General features: G+C 35.8%; 29 protein-coding genes. 20 read left to right on the top strand and 9 right to left on the bottom strand.

Features of this window, described 5'->3' with window-relative positions; genetic code table 11:
- The first annotated feature begins 45 nt into the window (after window positions 1–45).
- The 5 genes from htpG to A9178_RS07935 all read left to right on the top strand — a co-directional run bounded on the left by htpG (window position 46) and on the right by A9178_RS07935 (window position 4,548).
- Entirely contained in the window at window positions 46–1,923 is a 1,878-nt protein-coding gene (gene htpG / locus A9178_RS07955) for a molecular chaperone HtpG (protein ID WP_068674117.1), read from the top strand.
- A 330-nt stretch (window positions 1,924–2,253) separates the two neighbouring features.
- Window positions 2,254–2,868 carry a TetR/AcrR family transcriptional regulator gene (locus tag A9178_RS07950; RefSeq protein WP_068674115.1) on the top strand — a complete coding sequence of 205 codons (615 nt, stop codon included), beginning with the start codon at window positions 2,254–2,256 and terminating at the stop codon, window positions 2,866–2,868.
- A gap of 85 nt (window positions 2,869–2,953) precedes the next feature.
- A complete protein-coding gene (locus tag A9178_RS07945; RefSeq protein WP_068674113.1) occupies window positions 2,954–3,364 on the top strand; it encodes a Spx/MgsR family RNA polymerase-binding regulatory protein in 411 nt (136 codons plus the stop codon).
- Window positions 3,365–3,419: 55 nt separating this feature from the next.
- Complete coding sequence (locus A9178_RS07940) at window positions 3,420–3,713, top strand: hypothetical protein (protein ID WP_068674110.1); 294 nt, start codon at window positions 3,420–3,422, stop codon at window positions 3,711–3,713.
- 103 nt (window positions 3,714–3,816) lie between these two features.
- Window positions 3,817–4,548, top strand: coding sequence for a hypothetical protein (locus A9178_RS07935; RefSeq protein WP_068674108.1), 732 nt, complete (start codon window positions 3,817–3,819; stop codon window positions 4,546–4,548).
- Window positions 4,549–4,599: 51 nt separating this feature from the next.
- Here the strand turns inward: A9178_RS07935 and A9178_RS07930 are convergent, their stop codons facing one another.
- Window positions 4,600–5,661, bottom strand: coding sequence for a YkvI family membrane protein (locus A9178_RS07930; protein WP_068674106.1), 1,062 nt, complete (start codon window positions 5,659–5,661; stop codon window positions 4,600–4,602).
- Between the two features lie 122 nt (window positions 5,662–5,783).
- On the opposite strand from A9178_RS07930, the gene alr reads away from it, so the two are divergent.
- Entirely contained in the window at window positions 5,784–6,950 is a 1,167-nt protein-coding gene (gene alr, locus A9178_RS07925; protein WP_068674104.1) for an alanine racemase, read from the top strand.
- A gap of 47 nt (window positions 6,951–6,997) precedes the next feature.
- On the opposite strand, the gene A9178_RS07920 is transcribed toward alr, so the two are convergent.
- Together A9178_RS07920 and A9178_RS07915 are read right to left on the bottom strand one after the other, a co-directional pair.
- On the bottom strand, window positions 6,998–7,189 hold the full coding sequence (locus A9178_RS07920) for an H-type small acid-soluble spore protein (protein ID WP_068674102.1): 192 nt from the start codon (window positions 7,187–7,189) through the stop codon (window positions 6,998–7,000).
- A 168-nt stretch (window positions 7,190–7,357) separates the two neighbouring features.
- Window positions 7,358–7,726 carry a hypothetical protein gene (locus A9178_RS07915; protein ID WP_068674100.1) on the bottom strand — a complete coding sequence of 123 codons (369 nt, stop codon included), beginning with the start codon at window positions 7,724–7,726 and terminating at the stop codon, window positions 7,358–7,360.
- A 271-nt stretch (window positions 7,727–7,997) separates the two neighbouring features.
- On the opposite strand from A9178_RS07915, the gene A9178_RS07910 reads away from it, so the two are divergent.
- A complete protein-coding gene (locus tag A9178_RS07910) occupies window positions 7,998–8,561 on the top strand; it encodes an NADPH-dependent FMN reductase (RefSeq protein ID WP_068674098.1) in 564 nt (187 codons plus the stop codon).
- 456 nt (window positions 8,562–9,017) lie between these two features.
- Here A9178_RS07910 and A9178_RS07905 read toward each other — a convergent pair whose 3' ends face one another.
- A complete protein-coding gene (locus A9178_RS07905; RefSeq protein ID WP_068674096.1) occupies window positions 9,018–9,203 on the bottom strand; it encodes an H-type small acid-soluble spore protein in 186 nt (61 codons plus the stop codon).
- A gap of 457 nt (window positions 9,204–9,660) precedes the next feature.
- Complete coding sequence (locus A9178_RS07900; RefSeq protein WP_068674094.1) at window positions 9,661–10,215, bottom strand: CDP-alcohol phosphatidyltransferase family protein; 555 nt, start codon at window positions 10,213–10,215, stop codon at window positions 9,661–9,663.
- 246 nt (window positions 10,216–10,461) lie between these two features.
- On the opposite strand from A9178_RS07900, the gene A9178_RS07895 reads away from it, so the two are divergent.
- The 3 genes from A9178_RS07895 (at window position 10,462) to A9178_RS07885 (ending at window position 12,855) form a co-directional block, all read left to right on the top strand.
- The gene (locus A9178_RS07895) at window positions 10,462–11,646 is read left to right on the top strand and encodes an acetyl-CoA C-acetyltransferase (RefSeq protein WP_068674092.1); all 1,185 of its coding nucleotides are present in this window, start codon (window positions 10,462–10,464) and stop codon (window positions 11,644–11,646) included.
- Between the two features lie 31 nt (window positions 11,647–11,677).
- Entirely contained in the window at window positions 11,678–12,454 is a 777-nt protein-coding gene (locus A9178_RS07890; RefSeq protein ID WP_068674090.1) for a 3-hydroxybutyrate dehydrogenase, read from the top strand.
- 212 nt (window positions 12,455–12,666) lie between these two features.
- Window positions 12,667–12,855, top strand: coding sequence for an alpha/beta fold hydrolase (locus A9178_RS07885; protein WP_068674088.1), 189 nt, complete (start codon window positions 12,667–12,669; stop codon window positions 12,853–12,855).
- Window positions 12,856–12,914: 59 nt separating this feature from the next.
- Here the strand turns inward: A9178_RS07885 and A9178_RS07880 are convergent, their stop codons facing one another.
- Window positions 12,915–13,715, bottom strand: coding sequence for an N-acetylmuramoyl-L-alanine amidase (locus A9178_RS07880; RefSeq protein WP_068674086.1), 801 nt, complete (start codon window positions 13,713–13,715; stop codon window positions 12,915–12,917).
- 119 nt (window positions 13,716–13,834) lie between these two features.
- Between A9178_RS07880 and A9178_RS18925 the strand changes: the two genes are divergently transcribed.
- The 3 genes from A9178_RS18925 to A9178_RS19135 all read left to right on the top strand — a co-directional run bounded on the left by A9178_RS18925 (window position 13,835) and on the right by A9178_RS19135 (window position 15,551).
- On the top strand, window positions 13,835–13,990 hold the full coding sequence (locus A9178_RS18925; protein ID WP_156520727.1) for a hypothetical protein: 156 nt from the start codon (window positions 13,835–13,837) through the stop codon (window positions 13,988–13,990).
- Between the two features lie 117 nt (window positions 13,991–14,107).
- Window positions 14,108–15,157, top strand: a complete 1,050-nt coding sequence (locus A9178_RS07875) for an FUSC family protein (protein ID WP_068674085.1) — start codon at window positions 14,108–14,110, stop codon at window positions 15,155–15,157.
- A gap of 244 nt (window positions 15,158–15,401) precedes the next feature.
- The gene (locus A9178_RS19135) at window positions 15,402–15,551 is read left to right on the top strand and encodes a hypothetical protein (RefSeq protein WP_197482163.1); all 150 of its coding nucleotides are present in this window, start codon (window positions 15,402–15,404) and stop codon (window positions 15,549–15,551) included.
- A 40-nt stretch (window positions 15,552–15,591) separates the two neighbouring features.
- Here the strand turns inward: A9178_RS19135 and A9178_RS07870 are convergent, their stop codons facing one another.
- Window positions 15,592–16,266, bottom strand: coding sequence for an adenine nucleotide alpha hydrolase family protein (locus A9178_RS07870; RefSeq protein WP_068674083.1), 675 nt, complete (start codon window positions 16,264–16,266; stop codon window positions 15,592–15,594).
- A gap of 612 nt (window positions 16,267–16,878) precedes the next feature.
- Here A9178_RS07870 and A9178_RS07865 point away from each other — a divergent pair.
- The 7 genes from A9178_RS07865 to A9178_RS07835 all read left to right on the top strand — a co-directional run bounded on the left by A9178_RS07865 (window position 16,879) and on the right by A9178_RS07835 (window position 22,826).
- Entirely contained in the window at window positions 16,879–19,287 is a 2,409-nt protein-coding gene (locus A9178_RS07865) for a Na+/H+ antiporter subunit A (protein WP_068674081.1), read from the top strand.
- The gene (locus tag A9178_RS07860) at window positions 19,274–19,696 is read left to right on the top strand and encodes a Na(+)/H(+) antiporter subunit B (RefSeq protein ID WP_068674079.1); all 423 of its coding nucleotides are present in this window, start codon (window positions 19,274–19,276) and stop codon (window positions 19,694–19,696) included. Before A9178_RS07865 ends, A9178_RS07860 begins: the two co-directional genes overlap by 14 nt.
- Window positions 19,697–19,699: 3 nt before the next feature.
- Window positions 19,700–20,041, top strand: a complete 342-nt coding sequence (locus A9178_RS07855) for a Na(+)/H(+) antiporter subunit C (protein ID WP_068674077.1) — start codon at window positions 19,700–19,702, stop codon at window positions 20,039–20,041.
- Window positions 20,034–21,515, top strand: a complete 1,482-nt coding sequence (locus tag A9178_RS07850; RefSeq protein WP_068674075.1) for a Na+/H+ antiporter subunit D — start codon at window positions 20,034–20,036, stop codon at window positions 21,513–21,515. Before A9178_RS07855 ends, A9178_RS07850 begins: the two co-directional genes overlap by 8 nt.
- Before the next feature lie 141 nt (window positions 21,516–21,656).
- Complete coding sequence (locus A9178_RS07845; protein ID WP_068674073.1) at window positions 21,657–22,139, top strand: Na+/H+ antiporter subunit E; 483 nt, start codon at window positions 21,657–21,659, stop codon at window positions 22,137–22,139.
- Window positions 22,139–22,426, top strand: a complete 288-nt coding sequence (locus A9178_RS07840) for a Na(+)/H(+) antiporter subunit F1 (RefSeq protein WP_068674071.1) — start codon at window positions 22,139–22,141, stop codon at window positions 22,424–22,426. The genes A9178_RS07845 and A9178_RS07840 overlap by 1 nt, the downstream gene beginning before the upstream one ends.
- A complete protein-coding gene (locus tag A9178_RS07835) occupies window positions 22,404–22,826 on the top strand; it encodes a Na+/H+ antiporter subunit G (RefSeq protein ID WP_068674069.1) in 423 nt (140 codons plus the stop codon). Before A9178_RS07840 ends, A9178_RS07835 begins: the two co-directional genes overlap by 23 nt.
- Window positions 22,827–23,460: 634 nt before the next feature.
- Here the strand turns inward: A9178_RS07835 and A9178_RS07830 are convergent.
- Together A9178_RS07830 and A9178_RS07825 are read right to left on the bottom strand one after the other, a co-directional pair.
- Window positions 23,461–24,147, bottom strand: a complete 687-nt coding sequence (locus A9178_RS07830) for an LrgB family protein (protein ID WP_369801962.1) — start codon at window positions 24,145–24,147, stop codon at window positions 23,461–23,463.
- Window positions 24,147–24,512: a CidA/LrgA family protein gene (locus A9178_RS07825; protein ID WP_231889805.1), complete on the bottom strand. Its 366-nt coding sequence runs from the start codon at window positions 24,510–24,512 to the stop codon at window positions 24,147–24,149. The genes A9178_RS07830 and A9178_RS07825 overlap by 1 nt, the downstream gene beginning before the upstream one ends.
- Window positions 24,513–24,716 lie beyond the last annotated feature (204 nt).

Below are 24,716 nucleotides of genomic sequence, written 5' to 3'. Positions count from 1 at the left end.
ACTCAAGGTAAGTGAGTGCTAATAGATGATGAAGGAGATGTAACCATGGCAAAACAAGAGTTTAAGGCAGAGTCCAAAAAATTATTGGATATGGTGATTAATTCCATATACTCTAAACGTGAGGTATTTTTAAGAGAACTTATATCCAATGCAAGTGATGCGATTGATAAAATTTATTATCGCGCACTAACGGATGAAAATATCACGTTTAATCAAAGTGATTACTTTATAAAAATTGACGCGAACAAAGACGATCGTACGTTAAAAATAATAGATACTGGTATTGGAATGACGAAGGAAGAGCTGGAGTCGAATTTGGGAACCATTGCTCGAAGTGGTTCTTTTAATTTTAAAAGTGAAAATGAATTAAAAGATGGGTATGACATCATCGGTCAATTTGGCGTTGGCTTTTATGCTGCGTTTATGGTAGCTGACAAAGTTTCTGTCATTAGTAGGGCATTAGATAGTGACCAAGCATACATTTGGGAATCTGAAGGAGCAGATGGCTACACTATTGAGGCTACAGACAGAAAAGATGTCGGTACGGAAATAATCCTATCTATTAAAGAAAATACAGAAGATGAAAATTATGATGAGTACTTAGAAGAATATCGGATTAAACAAATCGTAAAGAAATACTCAGATTTTATTCGCTATCCAATTAAAATGGATGTAACGGAAAGTAAACTTAAAGAAGGTACCGAAGATGAGTATGAAGATGTGATAGAGGAACAAACGATTAATTCTATGGTCCCAATCTGGAAGAAAAATAAAAGCGAACTTACCGATGAGGATTACGAGAACTTCTATGCAGAAAAGCACTATGGTTTTGATAAGCCATTAAAGCATATTCATCTGAACATCGATGGAACCGTTCGTTATCACGCGATTCTATATATTCCGGAAAGTGCGCCATTTAACTACTATTCCAAAGAATATGAAAAAGGCCTTGAGTTGTATTCAAATGGTGTACTAATTATGGAAAAATGTGCAGACCTATTGCCTGATTACTTTAGTTTTGTAAAAGGGATGGTTGACTCAGAAGACCTTTCCTTAAATATTTCTAGAGAAATGCTTCAACATGATCGTCAACTAAAAATTATTGCAAAAAATATTAACAAGAAGATTAAGAACCAATTATTGAGCATCCTAAGAGATGACCGTGAACAATATGAGAAATTCTTTGCATCCTTTGGTCAACAGTTGAAGTTCGGCGTTTATAGTGACTATGGCATGAATAAAGATGAATTACAGGATTTATTACTGTTCTACTCATCCAAAGAGAAGAAATTAGTTACATTAAAAGAATATGTATCTAGAATGCCTGAAGAGCAAAAATATATTTATTATGCTACAGGTGATTCAAATGAGCGAATTGAAAAGCTTCCACAAACTGAAAGACTAGCTGAAAAAGGCTATGAAATTTTATACTTCACAGATGAGATAGATGAGTTCGCGATTAAAATGATCATGAATTATGATGAAAAAGAATTCCGTTCTGTCTCAAGCGGTGATTTGGGAATTGAAGAAGATAATAAAGAAACAAAAGAGTTAGAAGAGGAAAACAAAGAATTATTCAACGCAATGAAGGAAATTTTAGCAGATAAGGTAAAAGAAGTGAAAGCGTCCAATCGCCTAAAATCTCATCCTGTTTGCTTAACAGCTCAAGGAGAAATTTCCATCGAAATGGAAAAGGTGATCAATGCTATGCCTGATAATCAACAAATACAGGCAGATAAAGTGTTAGAGATAAACGTCAATCATGATGTTTTTGAATCCTTGAAAGAAGCGTATGATCACGATAAGGACAAATTAAATCTATACACGAATCTATTATATAATCAAGCACTTCTCATTGAAGGGCTACCTATTCAAGACCCAGTAGACTTTACAAATGACATTTGTAAAGTGATGGTTAAATAAATGCCAAGCCTCTACTTTTTTTAGTAGGGGCTTTTCTTCTTATACGCCCTACCTTACTGCCATTACGTATTTATCTATTAATCTAGCAAAGGTATATTTTTTAAGAGAAAAGGACATACTTTTGAATAGATAGGGTATAGATTTATGAGGATATTTTAATATTTTATTCCGCTATTCTGCCACAATTACATGATACGTTATAGTTACCGGGTAATATGAATTTGATGACAAGTTGTCACATCCAATTGTTGACAAATGACAATGTGTCACTTAAAATAAAATTATAGACAAAGTGACACATCGTCATATGGGGAATTTGGAGGAAGATCATTGCCGAAACAAACGTTTTTTAATTTACCCGAGAAAAAAAGGCAAAATTTAATTAATGCCGCAGAAGAAGAGTTTGCAAGGGTTCCTTTGCATGAAGCATCTATTGCTAATATAGTAAAATCCGCCGGTATTCCTCGAGGAAGCTTTTATCAATATTTTGAAGACAAAGAGGATATTTACTTTTATCTACTTAAAGAGGAGACAGATAATAATAGAGTTAAATTTTTCCAAATGCTGGAGAGACATGATGGCGATATTATAAACGCTGTGACGGAATTTTATTATGAGTTTTTAGTTGAACTCCCAGATGATAAAGAATTTGATTTCCTAAAAAATGCTCTGCTCAATGTCACACATAAGATTGAGGATGCTTTTACAGCTACTTTTAAGGGGAAACGTGACACTGGATTTTTCAATGAAGTAATTGAAATGATAAATAAAGACCGTTTAAATACTGAAAACGATACGGAAATTTATCATATGTTACAGATTGTCATAGCAGTTGTATTTCGAAATTTTGTGGAGAAATTTTCAAAAGAGTTATCTGATGATGAAGCAATTGAACATTTTACAATTGAAATGAACTTATTAAAGAATGGACTATATAAAAACTAACATATTCAACGAACACTATAAAAGGAGTCTTTATCCTCCTTTTTGAACACTATAATAAAAAATATTGGAAAACGAGGTATGATACATGACAGTGAAAATATTTGGTGCATCTTGTTCATCGACGAGGAAAGCGAGACAATGGTTTAAAGATCAGGACATTTCATTTGTAGAAAGGAATATTTTAAAGAACCCATTAACTGTAAATGAGCTTCAAGGAATCTTACGAATGACAGTAGATGGAACAGACGAGATTATTTCTACTCGTTCAAAAGTTTATAAAGACTTAAATCTAGATATGGATGCAATTCCGCTACAAGAGTTACTTGAATTAATTCACCAATATCCAAGGTTACTTCGAAGTCCGATAATAATGGATGAAAAGCGACTTCAAGTAGGGTATCATGAAGATGATATTCGTCAATTTTTACCACGGAAAACGAGAGAATACCAATGGTTGAAGTGGCGAATGAATAACGTTCAATTTGCAGAAGGGTAAAACTACTACGAAAGTGCGTAATGTTCACTAGTTAAACCCGTTTGGAGGGATCATATTGAAAGTAATAGCTAAACAACCTTATGTAAAGGTTGAGAGGCAAATAAAAAGTGTTGAGCTGATACGGATTGAACATCGACGCACTATATACCTCTATGATAATCGAATTGTGACGGAACATCGCGAATTTCCAATAAAGGATGTTCTGGATATCTCCTATCGCTTCATTGGGGATGGGGGCCTTCTCTATCTACATACATCTCGTGGAGTGTATTCCTACAACGTAAAGTCATCGCCGGAAGATTTTGTTCAAGCATGTAAAAAGCATATTGCAAGTTATCCTCATTCTTAAAGGGTGGAAGTATAATCAACTATACTTCCACCCTTTTGTTGTTCCAGTTCATGGATAAACGCATAGAATATTACAGCAACAGAGGGAGAAGGGGTGAAGACGAATGGGATTATATATTAACCCAAACTACCGAAGTAATATTTACCAAACAAATTCAAACCCTATGGAACCAAATCAAAAAATCTTTATAAAAAATCATACAGTAGAAATGATAGAAGAACAGAAAAAAGTAAATGAATTACTAAGCAAGTCTTTTACTAGCTTGAAAGTATTATATGAACGGCAAAACGATGAGCAGTCGAGTAAATGGACTGAATTGGGAAAACAGCTTCAAGATTTAAAAATTGTTAACGAACAGCATGAAGTCTTGGAACGGGAAGTAATAGAGAAGTTAAAAGCATTAGAGGCAGAACATGAGAAATTAAACATAACAGTAGGAGAAGGAAAATTATCGGAACAGGAGATGCAGAATAAGTTAAAACATATTGTCACAACGCAACAAGGATTCAATCATAAAATAGAAGAATTCAACAAAGTAAACATGGAGTTGAAGGGAAAAATAGAACAACAGATGGATTTACAAAAGCAAATGAATGATACGGTGATAACGAATGAAAAGAATCGAGAACATATAGAAAAAAGACTAGATAATCAAGAGGCGCTAACAGAGAAAATTACAAGGCAACTTGATCATTTCAGGTCTATCTTGTATGAAAGAACAAATTATTTAGCAGAGAAAATGGAAAAAGTCTCTACGTATGTTGTCAATGCAGTCTCCAAGGGTTCCCTTCATTCCAATTTTATGACACAGAAAAAGGAAAAATCACATAAATAACGTTTTCCATTAAATAGCTGCCCCAAAGAAAAGGTCCTTTGAGGCAGTCTTTTATTCATGGCTTCTATTTTTAGACTGGATCCGAAAAAATGCAACAATCAATGTACCAATCAATACTAGACCTAAGTAACCAATGAATGGATAGAATTTGCTTACTAAATCCGTAAATCCAATAAAACTTAAAATATATCCTAAAATGAGGAAAATGATAAGAAGTACTTTAAATTTCCTTGTACCAATTTCTGCAAAACGTGCGGTAAACGAGAAAAACATACTAATGGCAGTATTAAATATCATCCCAAAAAGGATAATAGACATCATACTACCAAGTATAGGGGATATGCTATTCACGATGGAAAGCATAGGCATATCGTCTGCAGCTACAGAATCAATTTTAGAGAAAATAGCTAAATTACTTAAAATGATTAATATTCCAAGCCCTAATCCTCCGATAAGACCACCGAGTGTAGCTGTCTTAACATTTTTTTCCGCTCCCCCCATAACTAATGTCATCGAGGCACCTACCGCAATATTAAAGGATACATAATTGATGGTAGAAATAAACCAGTTAGGTAGTGGCGTATAAACTTCCCTTGCTATTGGATCTAGATTAGTAAAGGATGTATCTAATGTAACCAAGGAATAAATACAAATAATGATAATGAATAAAATTAAGAATGGAGTAATACTCCCGATTACGGAAACAACTTTGTTAATATTTAACATACCAGTAATCAGAATTAAAATCCCCATTAAAGTTGTCCCAACAAAGTAAGGTAATCCAAACTGTTGGCTTAAGTTTGAACCAGCTCCAGCAACCATCACAACTCCAACACCAAATAAAGTAAGTATCAGAATAATATCAATTACTACACCGAGATAGGGACCACTGATGGTATAAATCGCATCCTTATGTGAGGTCGTTTTCGTCTTACTACCAATTAACATAAGTAACATTCCGAGAAAGGTAAATAAAGCAGTAGCTATAATTCCACCAATAATACCTAATAGGCCGAAGCTTGTATAATACTGCAGAATTTCCTGACCGGAGGCAAAACCTGCTCCAACAATAATTCCAATAAAAGCACTAGCTAATTTCAAAATCTTCTTCATGACGTCCTCCAAAATAAAACATCTTGCTACTTTGCTTATTTGTTATAAAATGAAATAATTATAATATATCACTGAATAAAATCATTTACGATTAGTTTGCTTAAAATTGGAGGAAGTTAATCATGGCAGCAGGAAGTTATCGAGATACATGGGTAGAAATATCATTAGATGCTTTAAAGAGTAATGTAAAGGCATTTAAGGATTATATAAGCCAAAAAACAAAATTAATGGCTGTAGTAAAAGCGGACGGCTATGGTCATGGGGCAGTGGAAGTGGCACAAGCAGCATTGAAGGAAGGGGCAGATTATTTAGCTGTTGCCCTTTTAGATGAAGCAATCCAAATCCGAAAAGCCCAGATCAACGCTCCTATCTTAGTATTAGGTTATACAGGAATAAGTACAGAAGCGGCCATAAAAGATGCTATAAATTCAAATATAACGTTAACTGTTTTTACGAAAGAAATGGCAGAAGAAATAGTGAAAACAGCTGAACAACTAAAAAAACTTGCTAAAGTTCATATTAAAATAGATAGCGGTATGAATCGAATTGGAATTAGGAAAAAAGAAGAAGCATTGGAATTTGCTTCATTACTAAAATCAGATCATGTACAAATAGAGGGTATTTTTACACACTTTGCTGACGCGGATAATATAGATTCCACATATACAGATAAACAATTTAATCATTTTATGTCCGTAATTAATTACCTGGGGGAAAATGGTATTCACATACCGATCAAACATTGCTGCAATAGTGCAGCAACTATTGCTTATCCGAATATGCATCTGGACATGGTGCGGGTTGGTATAAGTTTATACGGGTTATATCCGAGTGAACATTTAAAGGAAAAAATTAAACTGATACAAGTTATGAGCTTTAAGACGAAACCGGTTCTCATTAAAAATGTGGATACCGGCGAACCGATTAGTTATGGCTGTACATTTTCACCACAAAGGCTTTCGAAAATTGCTACAATTCCAGTCGGTTATGCAGATGGGTTTACAAGGGCACTATCGAATAAAGGCAATGTGACGGTTAAGGGAAAAAGAGCCCCAATCGTTGGAAGAATTTGTATGGACCAATCGATGATAGATATAACGGAGATTCCTCATGTTAGCAAGGAAGATATCGTCACTATTTTTGGTGAACCAAGTGAAGGTTTCATTCCATTGGATGAAGTTGCTGAACAGTTACAAACCATCCATTATGAAATTGTTTGTTTAATTGGGAAACGGGTACCACGAGTCTATATTGAAAAGGATAAAGTGCATCATGTGAATAGAATATAATAATAACAAGCACTCATTAATCTTATTTAATGGGTGCTTGTTAAGTTTCACTGTATTAAATTTACGTGATTTAAGCCGCTTAAATCGACTGTTTGTACATGGTTCATATCATCAAGAGGAAAAATAGTTGCGGTTCCTTCCTGTTCATTTACTGCTTGAATATATACAGGAATGCCATGGTAGTTTACATTAATCATCTCAATGGATTCCAAAATATCATGTGCTGTTTTACTATCCATGATGTCCTCCTTAATATTGTAATGCGTAAGTGATCAGTAGAAATATATTTGGAGGATGAAAGAACCCCCCATTTGTTTTATATTTTTTGTAGGAGGAAAGGAAATATTCGAATTGCTATCATCCATTTTCTTCTATAGGAAAATCCATTGGGAATCTTATTTTAATTCTTAAAAGAGAAATTTTGACCATGGATCTCTACGGTCGGAATCTCCAGCTACATCATTATGTTGATTTCTCTTACGGTTGAAGTCTCCGCCTACATCATCGTGGTGGTGCTTGTTACGGTCGAAGTCTCCGCCTACGTCATCATGCTGGTGTTTGTTACGGTCGAAGTCTCCGCCTACGTCATCATGTTGGTGTTTGTTACGGTCGAAGTCTCCACCTTCACGTCCGCAACCACAATCATTGTTATTATCATTTTCTACAATAACCTTATTTGCCCTCACGACAACTCTATCAGCACGAATGTTAATTTCATTTACGTTATTGTTATTGTTATTGTGTTTTCTATTCGCTCTTCTTCTTCTGTAAGCCATATAATACCCTCCTTTCCATACTTATAACGTATGTATATTTAAAGTAGCTGAATAGGTAAAGGCTACAGATTTATATAAAATAGACCAACAACTATTCAAGTGTAAGAAAAGTAGATTAAATAAATCATTTGTTACTTTTCGTAACCATATAATAAAAAGGAATTAAATATCTTGCAATAAGTTAAAAATGATGGTATATTATAATCAATTAAGGTATGTTTAATTAAAAGTAATTAAGTATACAGTTTAAATACAGGAGGAATATAAGTTTATGTTAAAAATAGGAATCATTTTAGGTAGTGTACGCCAAGGACGTAATGGAGAAGCAGTTGCAAACTGGACACTTGATTTTGCTAACAAACGCAACGATGCTGATGTAGAATACGAATTAGTGGATCTTGCTGATTACAAACTTCCATTTTTAGGTGCTGAGGTTCCAGAAGCTCAGCAAGCTGAAGCTGAACAAACAATTAAAGCATGGTCAGAAAAAATTGCTTCTTTTGACGGATATATCATTATTGCTCCTGAATACAACCATGCAATTGGTGGAGCGTTGAAGAACGCATTAGATTACTTAAACCCAGAAGTAAACAACAAAGCTGCAGGTTTCGTTGGATACGGAAGTTTAGGTGGAACACGTGCTCATGAGAACCTACGTCTAATCCTAGGTGAACTTCAAGTAGCAGACGTTCGTACTGCAGTAACATTCTCACTATTAGCTGACTTTGAAAACTTCAGCGTGTTCAAGCCAGCTGATTACCATGAAGCAAACGCAACTGAAATGTTTAACCAAGTAATCGCTTGGAGTAAAGCTCTTCAAACAGTTAGAGGCTAATTTAAATAGAGTGCTAAATCACTGATTTTAGCACTCTATTTTTTGTTGTTATAATCTTCCTTCTGTATTCTTTTTAAGAAATATAAGAGGAAGGGTGATTGATATGCATGATGAGTGCCTGAACCAAGAGATTTCCTCTTCCTACTGTCACTCATACAGGTGATGAGTGCCCGAACCGAGAGATTTCATCTTCATTCCGTCACTCATACAGGTGATGAGTGCCCGAACCAAGAGAATTCCATCTCATACCGTCACTCATACAGGTGATGAGTGCCTGAACCAAGAGATTTCCGCCTTATACCGTCACTCATATAGGTGATGAGACTAGGCGCAAGATTAAAATGCGGTAGAATCAGCACTCATAAGACGTTTGAGCGCCGATATAAGAATTAACCGCAACAGCAAGGTCACTCATATGAAAGAATGAGATTAATTGTATCTTAATCACCTTGACATTTATTTGAAGAACTCGTTCAATTCGTTCAACTCTACACTAAATTCACTATTTAAGTTATCAAGAGGAAATACTTTAACGAGGTTACGATCTTCATCATATTGATTCATAACAACAGACCTACCATTATAGTTAACAGGGATTATTTCATTGGATTTCATGATTTCTATTGCCCTTTTCTTATCCATTTCATAACCATCCTATTCTTCAGGTAATTATTATTATTTTTTCCACAGCAAAATAAAACATACAGATGTAGTATGAATGGATAAAAAAGCAGATTGCATAACAATAAAAGGTTCCTTTTGGAGTGCTCCTAAAACGACAACGGAATTAATGGACAGACAAAAAACTCGTCTAATTTTAGACGAGTTTTTGTTATAATGATACTAGTTAAATTTAACCTTTGAAAAATATTGTGAAGTACCTTTGAAAAATATTGTGAAGTACCTTTAAACTAACTTACAGGACTATTGAATTAATGATAAAATTTGATTAAATTACATCTTTGATTGGAGTGTATCCCTTTGATTTTAATAACAAATTTCGGATTTCATGTGGTTAAAATACTTTTGTCTCAGCCATCTTAACTAAAATCACCTTAAAACAGACATCTTTCAGGTCACAACAACTGCTTTCCCCGATTTACGCTCTGTATAAATTAATAAACTCAAGCGCGTACATAACAAATGAAATAGTAAGAAAAATCCCAGTTGTTATTGCTAAAATAGCTGCCACTTGTAGATCTAATTCTGGGAAGGCAATAAAAAGCCCCATAGCAATATAAAATACCGTGGTTGATACTTTTCCAAACCATTTTGAACCATCTAGCTTTTTTCCTCTTTTTAATAAAATAAGACCATTGATACCCATAAATAACTCTTTGAGAACGACTAACAACACTAAAATCCACATATATGGGTAACGAAATACAAGGCAAATGACAATAGCAGCTTGGGTAAGTTTGTCAGCAATAGGATCCAATGTTTTTCCGAGCTCTGTTATTTGATTGAATGTCCTTGCTATAAAGCCGTCTAACAAATCGGTTAATCCGGATAAAAAGATAATAAATGCTGCAATATAATAATCATTTGTTTCCGTTGCATTTAAGTAGATATAGATAAAGACAGGAATAAGCAAGATCCTGATGCAAGATAAAATGTTTGGGACGGTCAACCATTCCCTTTTTGTTAACTTCACATCAACATCCTCCTAAATGTTCTTACGTTTATTGTATCATTTTTACCGCGTTATGAAGACTTTTAAGCCATATTACTCCCTTCGATGTAATCCATATCCATCATTAACCAAAAATTATGTAGCATAGAAGCTGGGATTCTATTTTGTATTTAGGTAAAATAATAAGTATATCTATTATTATATTTTATTCACAAAGAATTGTTTTATTATTTTAGAATAGAGGAAAAGAAAACTGGAGGATTAAAAATGAGAGAAGTTGTTATAGTTAGCGCGGTACGTACAGCGATTGGGAGTTTTATGGGGACGTTAAGCAACACGCCAGCAACCGAATTAGGTGCGATTGTAATAAAAGAAGCACTACTTCGCGCGGGACTTAAGGGAAATCAAGTAGATGAAGTCATCATGGGAAATGTCCTTCAAGCAGGATTAGGGCAAGGTCCAGCACGTCAATCCGCACTAAAAGCAGGGATACCTGAAGAAGTACCAGCAACTACCATTAATAAACTATGTGGTTCGGGGCTGAAATCGGTTCACCTAGCTGCTCAATCGATTCAACTAGGGGATGCAGAGATTGTGGTTGCTGGTGGTATGGAAAATATGAGTTTAGCTCCATATCTTTTACCTAAAGGAAGAGAAGGCTTCCGAATGGGGGACGGCAAAGTTGTTGATAGTATGATCAACGATGGTTTACAATGTGCGATTAATGAATACCATATGGGTGTAACAGCAGAAAATATCGCTGAAAAATATAGTTTAACACGAGAAGAACAGGATGAATTTGCCGCTTGGAGTCAACAAAAAACGGAAGCAGCAATTAAGAATGGTAAGTTTGAAGAGGAAATAGTACCTGTTGTGATTCCTAGACGAAAAGGCGAGCCGATCACATTTGCTCAAGATGAATTCCCGCGTGAAGGGGTAACGGCTGAGAAGTTGTCAAAATTAAGACCTGCATTTAAAAAAGACGGAACGGTTACAGCTGGGAGTGCATCTGGAATAAATGATGGTGCAGCTGCATTCGTATTAATGAGCCGGGAAAAAGCTGAAGAATTGGGAGTAAAACCTTTAGCTGTGTTACGTGGTAATGCATCTGCCGGAGTTGACCCCAAAATGATGGGTATTGGTCCCGTACCGGCAACGAAAAAAGCCCTTCAGAAGGCAGGGATTTCGTTGAGCGATATCGACTTAATTGAAGCAAATGAAGCCTTTGCAGCACAATCATTAGCTGTAGGAAGGGATTTAGACATTCCTAAAGAAAAGCTTAATGTAAATGGCGGTGCTATTGCGTTGGGTCACCCAATTGGTGCAAGTGGAGCAAGAATACTAGTTACGTTACTTTATGAAATGAAAAGAAGAGATAGCCGCTATGGCTTAGCAACCCTTTGTGTTGGCGGTGGCATGGGTATTAGCAGCATCGTAGAAATGGAAAACTAACGTACGTACATGACTTTGGGAGGAATGAAAATTGGTTAACAATAAAGTAGTTTTTATCACTGGGGCAGCGAGTGGTATCGGGTACCAAGTTGGTGTAGAATTTCTAAAAAATGGGGCAAAGGTTGTTTTAACCGATATTAATGATGAAAAGCTGAAAGAGGTAACGAAGGATTTACAAAATGAGGGTTTTGATTGCATTGGTGTAAAGGTAGATGTGACAAAAGAGGAAGATATAGAAAACGCTATTCATCAAACAGTTGAAAGGTATGGAAGACTGGATATTTTAATTAATAATGCTGGGCTTCAGCATGTTGCCCCAATTGAAGAATTCCCAACAGAAAAATTTGAATTTATGATTAAGGTCATGCAAATCGCTCCATTTATAGCTATGAAACATGCCTTTCCTATTATGAAAAAGCAAGGATTTGGCCGTATTTTAAATATGGCATCTATTAATGGGTTAATTGGATTTGCTGGTAAAGCTGCATATAATAGTGCAAAGCATGGATTAATAGGACTAACAAAAGTTGCGGCATTGGAAACGGCTGAGAATGGGATTACGGTAAATGCCATTTGTCCAGGATATATCGATACACCGTTAGTTCGTGGACAATTTGAAGATTTAGCAAAAACTCGTAACGTACCTGTTGAAAAGGTGAAAGAGGAAGTGCTATATCCTCTTGTTCCGCAAAAAAGGTTAATCGATGTACAAGAAGTTGCAGATTATGCTCTATTCTTAGCTAGTGACAAAGCCAAAGGTGTAACTGGCCAAGCTGTTGTACTTGATGGGGGCTATACTGCCCAATAAGAAAAGTTGACTAGTTATTCTGGAAGAGAGAGTATCATATATTTTAACTACGCGGCGTTACTAAAACTCCCACCCCTTACAGGCGGGAGATAAGTGCCGCCAAGCTTCAAAATAAGGGCGACTAAGGTTCAGGCGGAGTTAAAAATCCACCTAAACCAAGTCTTCTTTATATAGCGATGGGAGTAAATGATTATCGGGATGTTCTTCCTCAAATGACTGTGCTAACCCAAATTGTCTACGGAGAAAACAGTACATTATATAGTAAGGAAACTGCAAAATTTTTAGCTTCAGGGGTTCCAAATGCAAAAATTATTCCTTTTGAGAACTGTACCCATTTATTAGTAGCGGAGAACCCTGAGAAAACGACAGAAGTTATTCGAGGTATAGCGAGTATAAGATAATAGAAAAAGGCCAACTTTGATGTGTAAAAGCTGGCCTTTTTCTATACGAAAGGAACCGTTTAATGAAGGATAAAAGCATCGATCCCTTTTTTTTCTATTCTTTTCAGTTGATCTTCAGCGTTTTTTCGGTTAGAGAATGCACCAGATTGAACCCTATACCACTTCACTCCAGATAAGGTAATTGTTTCTATAAATGCATCGATACCAAGTTCTTTTAGAAAAGATACTCGGTCAATTGCCTTTTTCTTTGATTGAAAGGACCCAGCAATTACTTTGTACAAAGAGTCCCCCTTTTGGTTAACGTTTGTCTTTTTCTTTAGTTGAAGTGCCTTTGCAATTCCGTTTGCATGACCTTGGGCTATTTTCTTCCTCCATGTAGCTTGTTTCATAAGTGTTGCATCTGAATGATTGTCAATAAAGCCGTTTTCGGATAAAAAGGCTGGCATCCTTGTTTCCCGTAAGACGTGGAAGTTTGCCTTTTTCTTTCCCCGATTATTTAAGGCGATTCCATTGGCTATTTCACGATGCATGAAGTTTCTATATTTGGCACTTTGGCTAGCATCATTTAATCCACTATAAATAAAATCCTCATACCCATTTGCTTTCCCGTTAAAAGCATTACAGTGGATAGAAATGTAGTAATGCGCACCCCATGCATTTGCTTCATTTGTTCGCTGGCGTAAACTTTTTGAACTATCGGTTGTTCTACTCATTTTAATTTTTACATTTTCATAGCCTTTTTCCAATATGGAACGAATTTGAAGCGCAATATCTAATACAACATCTTTTTCTTTCAGACCATGTCCTACTGCACCGGGATCTGAGCCGCCATGCCCTGGATCTAAAAATATTCTTTTCACTTGTCTTCCTCCTATCTATTATCTTTCACTTCTATAATCGCAATCGGAGTACAAAATGGGAGAATAGCACAAGTTAAAAGGGGAAATATGCTAAATTCCTCAAGAAGGATGATGTTCAAGTGGATAAAACAGGAATGTATATACCATCTGGGAAATTAAAGGCAGAAAAAGTGTTTAAAAGTAATGGAAAAGGGTACATATATAGTACCCATGTCTTACAAAATGCTGGAGGGATATTACCCCCAGCTATTTTTTTGTCTGTTAGTAAGGTTTAAAAAATGGTAACGAATAGCAAGTGACAGACCTCTAGTTATTGCATATAATAAGATTCGAAGTTTAAACATATAAATGGCAGATGACAATATCATTAAATTAGAGGTGTAAGACGTAATATGGAATTTAATATTGGTCCAAGGATGCTTAAAACAGGGCTTGCTGTGACACTAACATTATTGGTTACTGGGATGTTAAATTTAAAATTTGATATTATTGCGGCGATTGCAGCGGTACTAGCGATGCAACAATCCATCATGCGCTCCGTTGCGTATATTAAGGAAGTGCTGGTTGGGAATGGTGTTGCTGTCATTTTCTCATTGCTGGGAACTTTTTTACTTGGCACTCATCCACTATCCGTTGGGGCTGTTGTCATTATATCTATAGCAGTTAATATCAAGCTTGGATTAAATAAAACAGTAAGTTTAACTGCATTGACCATCATGGCGATGATGCTCGCAAGTAATGATAGTATCAATTTTATCTATATTGTTGAACGAATATCACTGATTGCAATCGGTGTTATTGCAGCTTTCTTAGTGAATGCTTTTATTTTTCCTCCAGATCACAAGAAGAACTTATATAGCCTTGTGAAAAAGACTAGTGAAAAGATACATTTTCTATTACGAGTCATTCCAAATAAAACACTAAGTATCCCAAAACAAAAAGAAGAAGACCGTGAAATTGAGAAGTTAATTTCAAAGGCGAAGGATTATTATGAGATTATCTCTGATGAACGAAGTCGTTTATTTATAAAAAATAAAATGGAATTTTTAAGAAGTATTATTATTTATAAACATATGATTCGAGTGTTGGAAAGACAGTATACATTGATTATTCACTTGGAAAAAAACTTAGTGGAAATAGAAGACTCGAGTACAAGAAGTTATCTGATAAAGAAATTAATAAGTGAACTAAATGGTTACAGTGAAAATATATTCCTTATGTATGAAGAAAAGGTGAAATTAGATTCGGATTTACAAAGGGAAACAAAGGCCGCAATGCATGTTACGATTAATAACTTAATTGACGAACTCCAAGGGTCTGAGTTTACAAAGTGGTCCTACGTATTTCCCATTGCGAATAGCTTAATTGAATTATTTGATGAACTGGACAAATTAGAAAGAATGGTACGCATTAACGAATTAAAAGCAGCACAAGTATCTTAGAAAAAACGAACACATTTGCTCACCTTTTAGCGAATGTGTTCGTTTTTTTTTGCATTTTCCTAACGTATAATCAGTTCCTGTATAAATTCTTATTTACTTCGAAAACTAAATGGCAGATAAGAAATATAAACTTTCTTATCCTGGGGCTGATTACTCGCCCTGACGCATGCATCCGTACAATAATGCATTTGCTGAAAAAGCTTGGCTAATGACAGGCTTTCTAAAAGCAATAGGAGGAATTTTTATGGGAAGCAATAAAGCAGGTGGAAATAGACAGTTTAAAGAAAGAGGCAACAGTGGAGAGACAAGAAATGGAAGAAAGAGTCAATTTAAAAATTCTAATCCACATGGTGGGGAAACACCAAATGAATATTTAAGTAGGAAAGAGTTATAACATGAATAAACAGTGTAGCTTTTGGCGCTACACTGTTTTTTTATTTTAGATTGGGAGGTTCACTCATTTTCCCAGTACAAATATCTTCTGTGACATGTACCTGGCATGTTTTCCCTTGTTTATTAACAAACTTAAATATTCCATTATTAAAATCCGTTCCAATTTCTTTATAAAAAATTCCTTCATAAAGATTGTCTTTAGACCTTGTAAATCGTAATCGGTAAGTTTCCCCGTCTTGTTCTAAGAACGCACGGACGCCTTTTTCAAACATGGTATCTTCTTCGCTTTTAAGTGTACGATCAATAGATACAATATGAAGATCGATAAATGTTAGTTGGCGTAAAAGAACATTTACAAAAGATCCCTTTGTAATTTCTTCCCAACGATTTTGAGGGCTTTGGCCAATAATAATTTGCGTTATGTTATAGTTATGGGCAACTTCTTTTATAGCTTTTACTAGAGGACGACTTTCATTATCACGAATAATAAATTCGTCTACATCCAATTCGTCACACAGTTCTTTCCAATTGTCAATATACCCGGACTTATCGGCATCGAATTCATCATATGGCTTTTGATCTACCGTTAGAACATATAATGGACAATCCATAATGTTGGCCAATTTATGTCCTCGTCTTATTAACCTCTCACCATTAGGACCGTAGTACACACAAACTAGAATACTTTCGTCCATCCGACCTTTGATTTTTTTCATGACGGCAAATTCACCTCTTATATTTCAATCCATTATATTCTTACTAAAACTCTGTGTTCAACCTCTAAAACCATAATATTTTAACATGATATTTAGTTGTCGTGAACCCTCCATATTAAATAAAAAAAATTAGGAGAAAATAATATCTATAAGTGTTTCATATAGCATAAGTGATTTGTAACATAAAAACAATATCAAATTGACAAAACAACAGAAGTGCATTGTTTAGCTCGATAAGTTATAATTAATATTATTGGTTTAAATAAGATTATCGTCATTTATCAAATAATTCCTTATTATTTCTATCATTATTAATTTGTACACACGCACATATTAATTCCACGATAGATACTAAAAAGATCCCCTTACTTACAATCACTTTATTAAAGAAATCATAATGTTAATGAGCGTTAATAATTATATATGCATGATGTCCACAGATGTTATGGACGAATTTTTTTAAGAAAATGGGCATTCACTTGGCCTTTGGGAAATGCTTTAGTTGCACTTATGTCCATCCTCTTGTTGGGGAGAGCATTTGGAGCCCTGGGAATAAGTTTTATACTTTATGCGAAAAGAGAAATCAGACATTTTTGAAATGGAGGTTCCAATTTGTACACTGTTAATTTAGCTATTATGATTCCCTTTTTAGCTGCGATAATTGTACCGATTATCTATAAAAGGATACAGAAGATTCACATAGGTTGGTTTGTTTTCCTTGTTCCAACCGCATTATTTCTCTTTCTTGTTAGTTTTATACCACATATTGCAAATGGAGAGACGTATTTATATACATTGGAATGGATCCCTTCCTATAATATAAATTTCACCACATATTTAGATGGCTTAAGTTTAATTTTTGCTTTATTAATTACTGGCATAGGTGCTCTTGTAACCATTTATTCTATTTACTATTTATCAAGTGAAGAGAATTTATCGCATTTTTATACTTATTTATTGCTTTTCATGGGCGCGATGCTTGGTGTTGTATTCTCTGACAATATCATGGTTTTATATGTCTTTTGGGAATTAACAAGTATTTCCTCCTTCTTATTAATTGCGTTCTGGTATCATCGGAAAAGTTCAAGGGATGGGGCTCAAAAATCACTACTTATTACGGTAAGTGGTGGTTTTGGAATGCTTGTCGGTTTTATTATGCTTTATGTTATGACAGGATCGATGAGTGTCCGCGAAATTATTACAACGATTTCCAGTTTTCATGATCATGCCCTATTTATCCCAGCCATGTTATTAATTTTACTAGGTGCGTTTACTAAATCTGCTCAGTATCCGTTTCACATTTGGTTACCAACAGCGATGGAAGCACCAACCCCAGTCAGTGCTTATTTACATTCGGCAACGATGGTAAAGGCGGGAATTTATTTAGTTGCTCGGTTTACACCTGTTTTCGGTGGAGAATTAACCTGGTTTTGGGTTGTTACGATAGTAGGGATAGTCACGTTATTTTGGGGATCGTTTAACGCGATTAGACAAACGGATCTTAAAGCCCTTTTGGCTTATTCCACTATTAGTCAACTCGGGATGATTATGAGTATGATTGGAATAAGCTCCGTCGCTCTTAGACAAGGGTATTCCGTTAATACTGTCATTTATACACAAGCTGCATTTGCAGCCATTTTCCACCTAATTAATCACTCCACATTTAAAGGGGCCCTATTTATGGTTGTAGGTATCATCGACCATGAATTAGGTACACGTGATATCCGGAGACTTGGTGGGCTAGCTACATTAATGCCAATTACCTTTACGATTGCTATTATAGGAAGTTTCTCCATGGCTGGATTACCACCTTTTAATGGATTTCTTAGTAAAGAAATGTTCTTTACGGCTGTATTAAGTGTTCGTGAATTACAGTTCACATCTGAAGTATGGATGAGCTTGATACCTGTCATTGCCTGGGTGGCAAGCACCCTTACATTTGTCTATTGTATGATTTTCGTTATCAAAACCTTTCTTGGAGAATATAAAGAAGAGAAATTGGAGCATCCTGGACATGAGGCCCCGTTTGGAATGTTGTTTTCTCCAGTAGTGCTTGGTTTCCTTGTAATAGTCATATTCTTCTTCCCGAATGTATTGGGAGACTATGTAATCAAACCTGCTATGTATAGTATTTTCCCTCAGCTAGGTGCTGAAGATTTAGGACAGCATATTTCTGCATGGCATGGCTTTAATACGGAATTAAAGATGACGATTGGCGTTATTGTATTGGGAACATTACTATTTATATCCCTACGACATTGGAAGGGGATATACAATTGGATTCTTCCAGAGAAGTTATCTTTTAATTCGCTGTATGGAAATAGCTTGGAAAAAGTAGAGGATCTATCTAAGTTTGTTACTAATTCATATATGACGGGTCATTTAAGAGATTACATGGTTTATATTTACATCTTTTTTATCATTGCTGTCGGTGGAACGTTACTAAATACAAAAGCGTTTTTATTTGATTTGGAACAATATTCATCTATTAGTGAATTTGAGTGGTTAATAACGATTGGCATGATTATTGCAGCAATTGCTATGTTATTAGCGAAATCCCGTTTAACCGCCATTCTTTTAAATAGTGTATTAGGATATGGAATTGCCATTTTCTTTGTTATATTTCGTGCGCCGGATTTAGCATTAACCCAAACAGTTATTGAAACAGTAACGACTGTTCTATTCCTTGCTGCGTATTATTTTCTACCGGAATGGAAGAAAGAGGATAGTAAAAGGCGATCCAAGGTTGTCAATGCTATTATTTCTGTTACAGTAGGTGTGCTATTTACTACGATTGCTTTAGCTGTTCAAAGCGGAAAGCTATTTGAATCTGTCTCTAGTTTTTATGAAAATGCCTATGAACTCGCTGGGGCAAATAATATTGTCAATGCGATTCTTGGGGACTTTAGGGCCTTCGATACGATGCTAGAAGTAGTAGTTCTTCTTATCGCAGGACTAGGGGTTTATACATTCATTAAACTTAAAGCAAGAAAGGGGGATAATCCCCTTGAAGACAAATAATGTTATTTTACGAGCAGTTGTAAAGCTTGTTGTATATATCATATTAACTTTAGCTGTTTATTTGTTTTTAGCTGGACATCATAGTCCTGGTGGAGGGTTTATTGGCGGTCTAGTATTGGCTGCGGCTTTGGTATTGCTATTTGTTTCCTTTGATATTGAAACGGTACGGAGCGCAATTCCCTTCGATTTTAAAAAGGTTGCTGCTTTAGGAGCGTTTACTTCGGTTATGACAGGCTTTGGCTCGCTCCTTTTTGGCCAACCATTTCTGTCACAAACGTTTGCTTATTTTGATCTCCCCTTTTTTGGTAAAACAGAACTAACGACGGTTACCATTTTTGAAGCTGGTGTTGCGTTAGTTGTTGTCGGAGTTGTCGTAACCATTATTTTAAGTATAGTTGAGGATGTGTAATTTATGGAAACTTTAACCACCATCCTAACAGGTGTTTTGGTATCGGTAGCAACCTATTTAATTCTTTCAAGAAGTGTGCTAAGAGTAATATTGGGAACAGCTGTACTTTCGCATGCGGCACATTTATTGATTATGTCGATGGGAAAGGGACTTAAAAACGGTGAAGTTCCTATTTTAAGGGATGGGGCATCATCATACGTTGATCCTCTGCCACAAGCACTTATTTTAACTTCTATCGTAATCAGTTTTGCAGTAACAGCAATACTGTTAGTGTTAGCTTATCGTACGTACCGTGAAACGGGAACAGATAATCTGTTTGAATTGAGAGGTTTTAAAGATGAATAATTTGGTTGTCTTACCAATGGTCATTCCTGTTTTGGCAGGTATTTTATTCGTTTTCTTCCGTTACCAAATCACGTTACAAAGATGGATTAGTTTCATTGTAATGGTTGGTAATATAGGAATTGCTGCTTATTTATTATATCTTAATCAAATAGAGGGTATACAACGTATTGACTTCAGTGGTTGGAAGCCCCCATTTGGTATTTCATTTGTTGCGGATTCATTTTCTTTAATTCTGGTTCTTATTACAAGTTTAGTTGCAGCAATTTGCTTAGTATACGCGTTTTCTTCCATTGGAGAAGAACGTGAAAAAATGTATTTCTATTCATTTGTGAACTTTTTAGTAGCAGGTGTGAATGGCTCGTTTTTAACGGGCGATTTGTTTAACTTATACGTTTGTTTTGAAATCATGTTGCTTGCATCCTATGTTCTTATTGCTTTAGGCGGAGAGAAAGCACAATTAAGAGAATCCATTAAGTATGTATTAATAAATGTCTTGTCTTCCTGGTTTTTCCTTGTTGCGATTGCATACCTTTATGGTTCTGTCGGAACATTAAGTATGGCTCATATATCAGAGCGTATAGCTGAAGTAGGTCAAACGCCTTTATTGACGGTGATTAGTATTGTGTTTTTAACTGTCTTTGCGTTAAAAGCAGGATTATTGCTCTATTTCTGGCTCCCGGGTTCCTATAGTATTGCCCCAACTGCAGTAGCAGCATTGTTTGGAGCGTTGTTAACAAAGGTTGGGATCTATGCAATGTTTCGTGTGTTTACACTATTCTTTTATCATGATCATTCTATCACACATACCTTTATTACCGTTTTAGCAGCTTTAACATTGATTGGTGGTAGTATTGGGGCAGTTGCGTATAAAGATATCCGCTTAATTGTCACTTACAATGTCGTAATAGCAGTAGGGTTTATTCTTGTAGGTCTGGCTGTAGCGACACCTGAGGCATTAGAAGGTTCGATCTATTATTTAATGCACGATATGATTGTAAAAGCACTATTATTCTTAATAGCTGGTACGATGATTGCGGTGACAGGGACGACTAGAATTGATGAGATGAGTGGACTTATTCGAAATTATCCGCTTCTAGGATGGATGTTCTTTATCGTCATGTTATCATTAGCTGGAATCCCACCGCTTAGTGGTTTCATTGGGAAAGTACTGGTAGGACAAGGGGCAATTGAAGCAGAGTCTTATATTCTACTTGCCTTAGCTTTTATCTCAAGTATCTTTGTTTTATATTCGCTTCTTCGTGTTTTTCTTCAATGCTTTTGGGGAGAAACGATTATCAGTTCAGAAGATGAAGTACCAATGAAAAAAGGCTGGATTATTCCATGTGCCATTCTAACCATAGCTACGATTGTTCTTGGATTAGGAGCGGAAATTATTTTCCCTTATGTTAGTGATGCAGCAAATACATTATTAAACCCAAGTGATTATATTGATGCGGTATTAACACAAGATTGATTTAAATGGAAAGAGGATGTTCAAAAAGTACGGTAAAAATGACAGACCGATACAAGGGATTTTCGACTAGGTCCAGTTACGTCTCTTTTTATCCTTCTTTTTGAACACACACTTAATGTACGTTATTAGGAGGTATTTACCATGCCCGCCCAGTTTATTATGAATCTGTCAATTGCATTCCTATGGATGTTTTTCCAAGATGAGGATCAATTTTATCTTACTACATTTGTTACAGGCTACTTAGTCGGTGTTGGAATTCTATATTTAATGCATCGCTTTTTTGGGAAACGTTTTTACTTAAGTAGATTTTTTGCCTTTATAAAATTAATCTTTATTTATTTGTCAGAACTAACAAAGTCAAGCTATCAAGTATTAAAGCAAATCCTTAGCCCGAAAATAAAGGTAAGGCCGGGAATATTTAAATATGAGACTAGATTAAGGGGTGAATGGGAAGTCCCACTTCTAGCACTACTTTTAATTACGACTCCTGGTTCTGTTGTAGTTGAGGTAACACCAGAAGGAGATGCGTTTTATATTCACGCAATTGATGTTCAAGAATCCAAGGAAAATTTAATAAGATCTTTAGATAAATTTGAAGAGGCAATTATGGAGGTGACCAGATAATGGTCGAAACGATGTTACAGGTATCCCTTACATTATTTGGTGTAGCCATTGTCATAGCATTGTACCGAATTGTTTTTGGGCCAAGTTTACCTGATCGAGTGATTGCTTTAGATATGATTGGGGTTAATCTCATTACAGCGATAGCGATTGTATCCGTGATTTTAAACACAAAGGCCTTCCTTGAAGTTATCCTTATTTTAGGAGTTTTGGCGTTTATTAGTACAATCGCTTTCTCCAAATTTATTGAGAAGGGCGGCGTTATCATTGAGCGTAAACGAGATGATTGAGTTTATTGCTGCGCTCTTAATTTTGGTAGGTTCTATCATGGCGGTAATTAGCGCAATTGGTATTATTCGTTTTCAAGATGTTTATTCTCGCTCCCACGCCGCCACAAAGTCCTCTACCTTGGCAGTTTCCCTTACTTTATCTGGAGTATTTATTTACTTTTTGGTGACCGAATCATTTTTTAGTGTCCGCTTGATTATGGGTATTGTATTTGTCTTTTTGACCTCTCCTGTTTCCGGTCATTTAATAACACGAGCGGCATATAGATCCGGTGTGAAGATGACGGATGCGACGTTAGAGGATGAATTGGCAGATGTGATATGGAAGAAAGAGCATCAAGTTGATGAGACGAAAGAAGATACAAATGATTCTAGTAGCAATAGGAATGAAGTGTTGGAATAAAAGATCAGTGCGATAAGTATCGCACTGATTTTTTTTTATAGAAACTTGTATCCGCAGCCTTTTACTTCAAATATAGGGGCCTCTCTTGCTTGGAAAGGTCTCGCAGTGTCTATCTTGTTGAGCTTCCTGCGAGACAAGAACGCTACGTCAGCGTTACATCGTACATTGTTCTTCTGTTAAGTTAAACACTTTCAAGGGAATGAAGGGAACTAAGGCGATGTGTTGCTGAATACAATTAAAATACCGTCACTCATCGGCCTAATGAGTGCCCGTTCTCCTAGACTTCTATCTTCTAGCGTCACTCATCGGCCTAATGAGTGCCCGTTCTCCCAGATTTCTATCTTATAGTGTCACTCATCGGCCTAATGAGTGTCCGTTCTCCCAGATTTCTATCACATAGTGTCACTCATCGGCCTAATGAGTGTCCGTTCTCCCAGATTTCTATCACATAGTGTCACTCATCGGTCTAATGAGTGCCCGTTCTCCTAGATTTCTATCTTCTAGCGTCACTCATCGGCCTAATGAGTGCCCATTCTCCCAGATTTCTATCTTCTAGCGTCACTCATCCGTTTATAAGTAGTCGAATGGGTCCCGTTCACCTTTTTGCTTACCTGTACTTCTGCACAGCTTTCCCTCATAACAACAACACCATCATCCATGGAGTAATAACAGAAACGATGACGGCACTGATGGACATAGCGATAGAGCTAATAGATCCTTCTAATTGACTGTTTTCGAGTGCAGCGGCTGTTCCGATGCCATGCGAGGCGCTTCCCAACCCAATTCCTTTTCCTAAATAATGATGGATCTTTGTAAATTTATAAATATACGAATGTAATACGGCCCCACTTACTCCGGCAATCACAACAAAGACAGCTGCAAGTGAAGTAATCCCATCTAATGATTCTGTGATGGCCATTGAAATGGGCGTTGTAACAGACTTGGAGCTAATCGTAAGAAGTATTTCCTCTCCGAATCCTGCCCACTTTGCTAAAAGAACCCCAGTAGAAATTCCTACCAATGCACCTATAGTCGTTCCAACAAGGATAGGAACAACTAATTTTTTCAAAAGCTTACGTTCCATGTATAGCGGATAGGCCAATGCGACAACAGCTGGACTAAGTAACTTATTAATCCATTCTCCACCTATCATATATGAATCATAGGATATGGGGGTGATAAGTAGAATTAGAACAATAATAATGGTTGCTATTAACATAGGTAAAGTAAAAGGATAATGATATTTATCATGAATTTTTAATGCTACGTAATAAATGATAATCGTGCCTATGATAGCTGTAATTCCAATGAATAACTGCATCATCCTCGCTCCTTCCTCGTCATTAGCCACTGACTAATCCATCCTGAACTTACCATGACAAGTATGGTACTAATAATCACGATGAAAAATAATAGTATACCTTTTCCTAAAAATAAATCTAAATAGTCGATAATTCCAACTGTTGCTGGAATAAAAAATAAAGTTAAATGGCGAACCATGAACTTTGCGCCTTCATCAATCCAAGAGAGTTTTACTATGTTAAAAAATAATAGAACAAAGAGAATGAGCATTCCTATTACACTACCTGGGATCAATAGCTGGAATGTGTGTTGTATCCAATTACCTAAAGACGATAGTAGACATAGGATAATGATATGTAATGTGATTTTCATGACTTTAACCACAATAGCCACTCCTATACGAATAGAATAACTACTAGTATATCAAAAAATAGACAAGAAAAAGTTATGGGTTATGAACAATCATAAAATCTATCTTATTTCCTCTAACCAGTTCCCCAAATTTACAAAATATTTACATTCACATCATACGTTCTTTACATTCACCTACTATACTATGAAATTGAGAGGCGGAATAACCCGTCCAAT

Source organism: Oceanobacillus sp. Castelsardo, assembly GCF_001659985.1.
Taxonomy (GTDB): domain Bacteria; phylum Bacillota; class Bacilli; order Bacillales; family Amphibacillaceae; genus Oceanobacillus.
Note: the sequence above shows the minus strand (reverse complement) of the source record. Positions and strands in the feature narration are given on the sequence as shown.

What these genes read in the sequence shown, in the direction of transcription:
- A9178_RS07830 (WP_369801962.1), bottom strand. Translation starts at nt 24,147, where the DNA reads ATGCAGTTATTCATTGGAATTACAGCTATCATAGGCACGATTATCATT.
- A9178_RS07875 (WP_068674085.1), top strand. Translation starts at nt 14,108, where the DNA reads ATGGAATTTAATATTGGTCCAAGGATGCTTAAAACAGGGCTTGCTGTG.
- A9178_RS07870 (WP_068674083.1), bottom strand. Translation starts at nt 16,266, where the DNA reads ATGAAAAAAATCAAAGGTCGGATGGACGAAAGTATTCTAGTTTGTGTG.
- A9178_RS07840 (WP_068674071.1), top strand. Translation starts at nt 22,139, where the DNA reads ATGGTCGAAACGATGTTACAGGTATCCCTTACATTATTTGGTGTAGCC.
- A9178_RS07945 (WP_068674113.1), top strand. Translation starts at nt 2,954, where the DNA reads ATGACAGTGAAAATATTTGGTGCATCTTGTTCATCGACGAGGAAAGCG.
- A9178_RS07885 (WP_068674088.1), top strand. Translation starts at nt 12,667, where the DNA reads ATGACTGTGCTAACCCAAATTGTCTACGGAGAAAACAGTACATTATAT.
- A9178_RS07855 (WP_068674077.1), top strand. Translation starts at nt 19,700, where the DNA reads ATGGAAACTTTAACCACCATCCTAACAGGTGTTTTGGTATCGGTAGCA.
- A9178_RS07915 (WP_068674100.1), bottom strand. Translation starts at nt 7,726, where the DNA reads ATGGCTTACAGAAGAAGAAGAGCGAATAGAAAACACAATAACAATAAC.
- alr (WP_068674104.1), top strand. Translation starts at nt 5,784, where the DNA reads ATGGCAGCAGGAAGTTATCGAGATACATGGGTAGAAATATCATTAGAT.
- A9178_RS07845 (WP_068674073.1), top strand. Translation starts at nt 21,657, where the DNA reads ATGCCCGCCCAGTTTATTATGAATCTGTCAATTGCATTCCTATGGATG.
- A9178_RS07895 (WP_068674092.1), top strand. Translation starts at nt 10,462, where the DNA reads ATGAGAGAAGTTGTTATAGTTAGCGCGGTACGTACAGCGATTGGGAGT.
- A9178_RS07930 (WP_068674106.1), bottom strand. Translation starts at nt 5,661, where the DNA reads ATGAAGAAGATTTTGAAATTAGCTAGTGCTTTTATTGGAATTATTGTT.
- A9178_RS07905 (WP_068674096.1), bottom strand. Translation starts at nt 9,203, where the DNA reads ATGGATAAGAAAAGGGCAATAGAAATCATGAAATCCAATGAAATAATC.
- A9178_RS07920 (WP_068674102.1), bottom strand. Translation starts at nt 7,189, where the DNA reads ATGGATAGTAAAACAGCACATGATATTTTGGAATCCATTGAGATGATT.
- A9178_RS07935 (WP_068674108.1), top strand. Translation starts at nt 3,817, where the DNA reads ATGGGATTATATATTAACCCAAACTACCGAAGTAATATTTACCAAACA.
- A9178_RS07910 (WP_068674098.1), top strand. Translation starts at nt 7,998, where the DNA reads ATGTTAAAAATAGGAATCATTTTAGGTAGTGTACGCCAAGGACGTAAT.
- A9178_RS07850 (WP_068674075.1), top strand. Translation starts at nt 20,034, where the DNA reads ATGAATAATTTGGTTGTCTTACCAATGGTCATTCCTGTTTTGGCAGGT.
- htpG (WP_068674117.1), top strand. Translation starts at nt 46, where the DNA reads ATGGCAAAACAAGAGTTTAAGGCAGAGTCCAAAAAATTATTGGATATG.
- A9178_RS19135 (WP_197482163.1), top strand. Translation starts at nt 15,402, where the DNA reads ATGGGAAGCAATAAAGCAGGTGGAAATAGACAGTTTAAAGAAAGAGGC.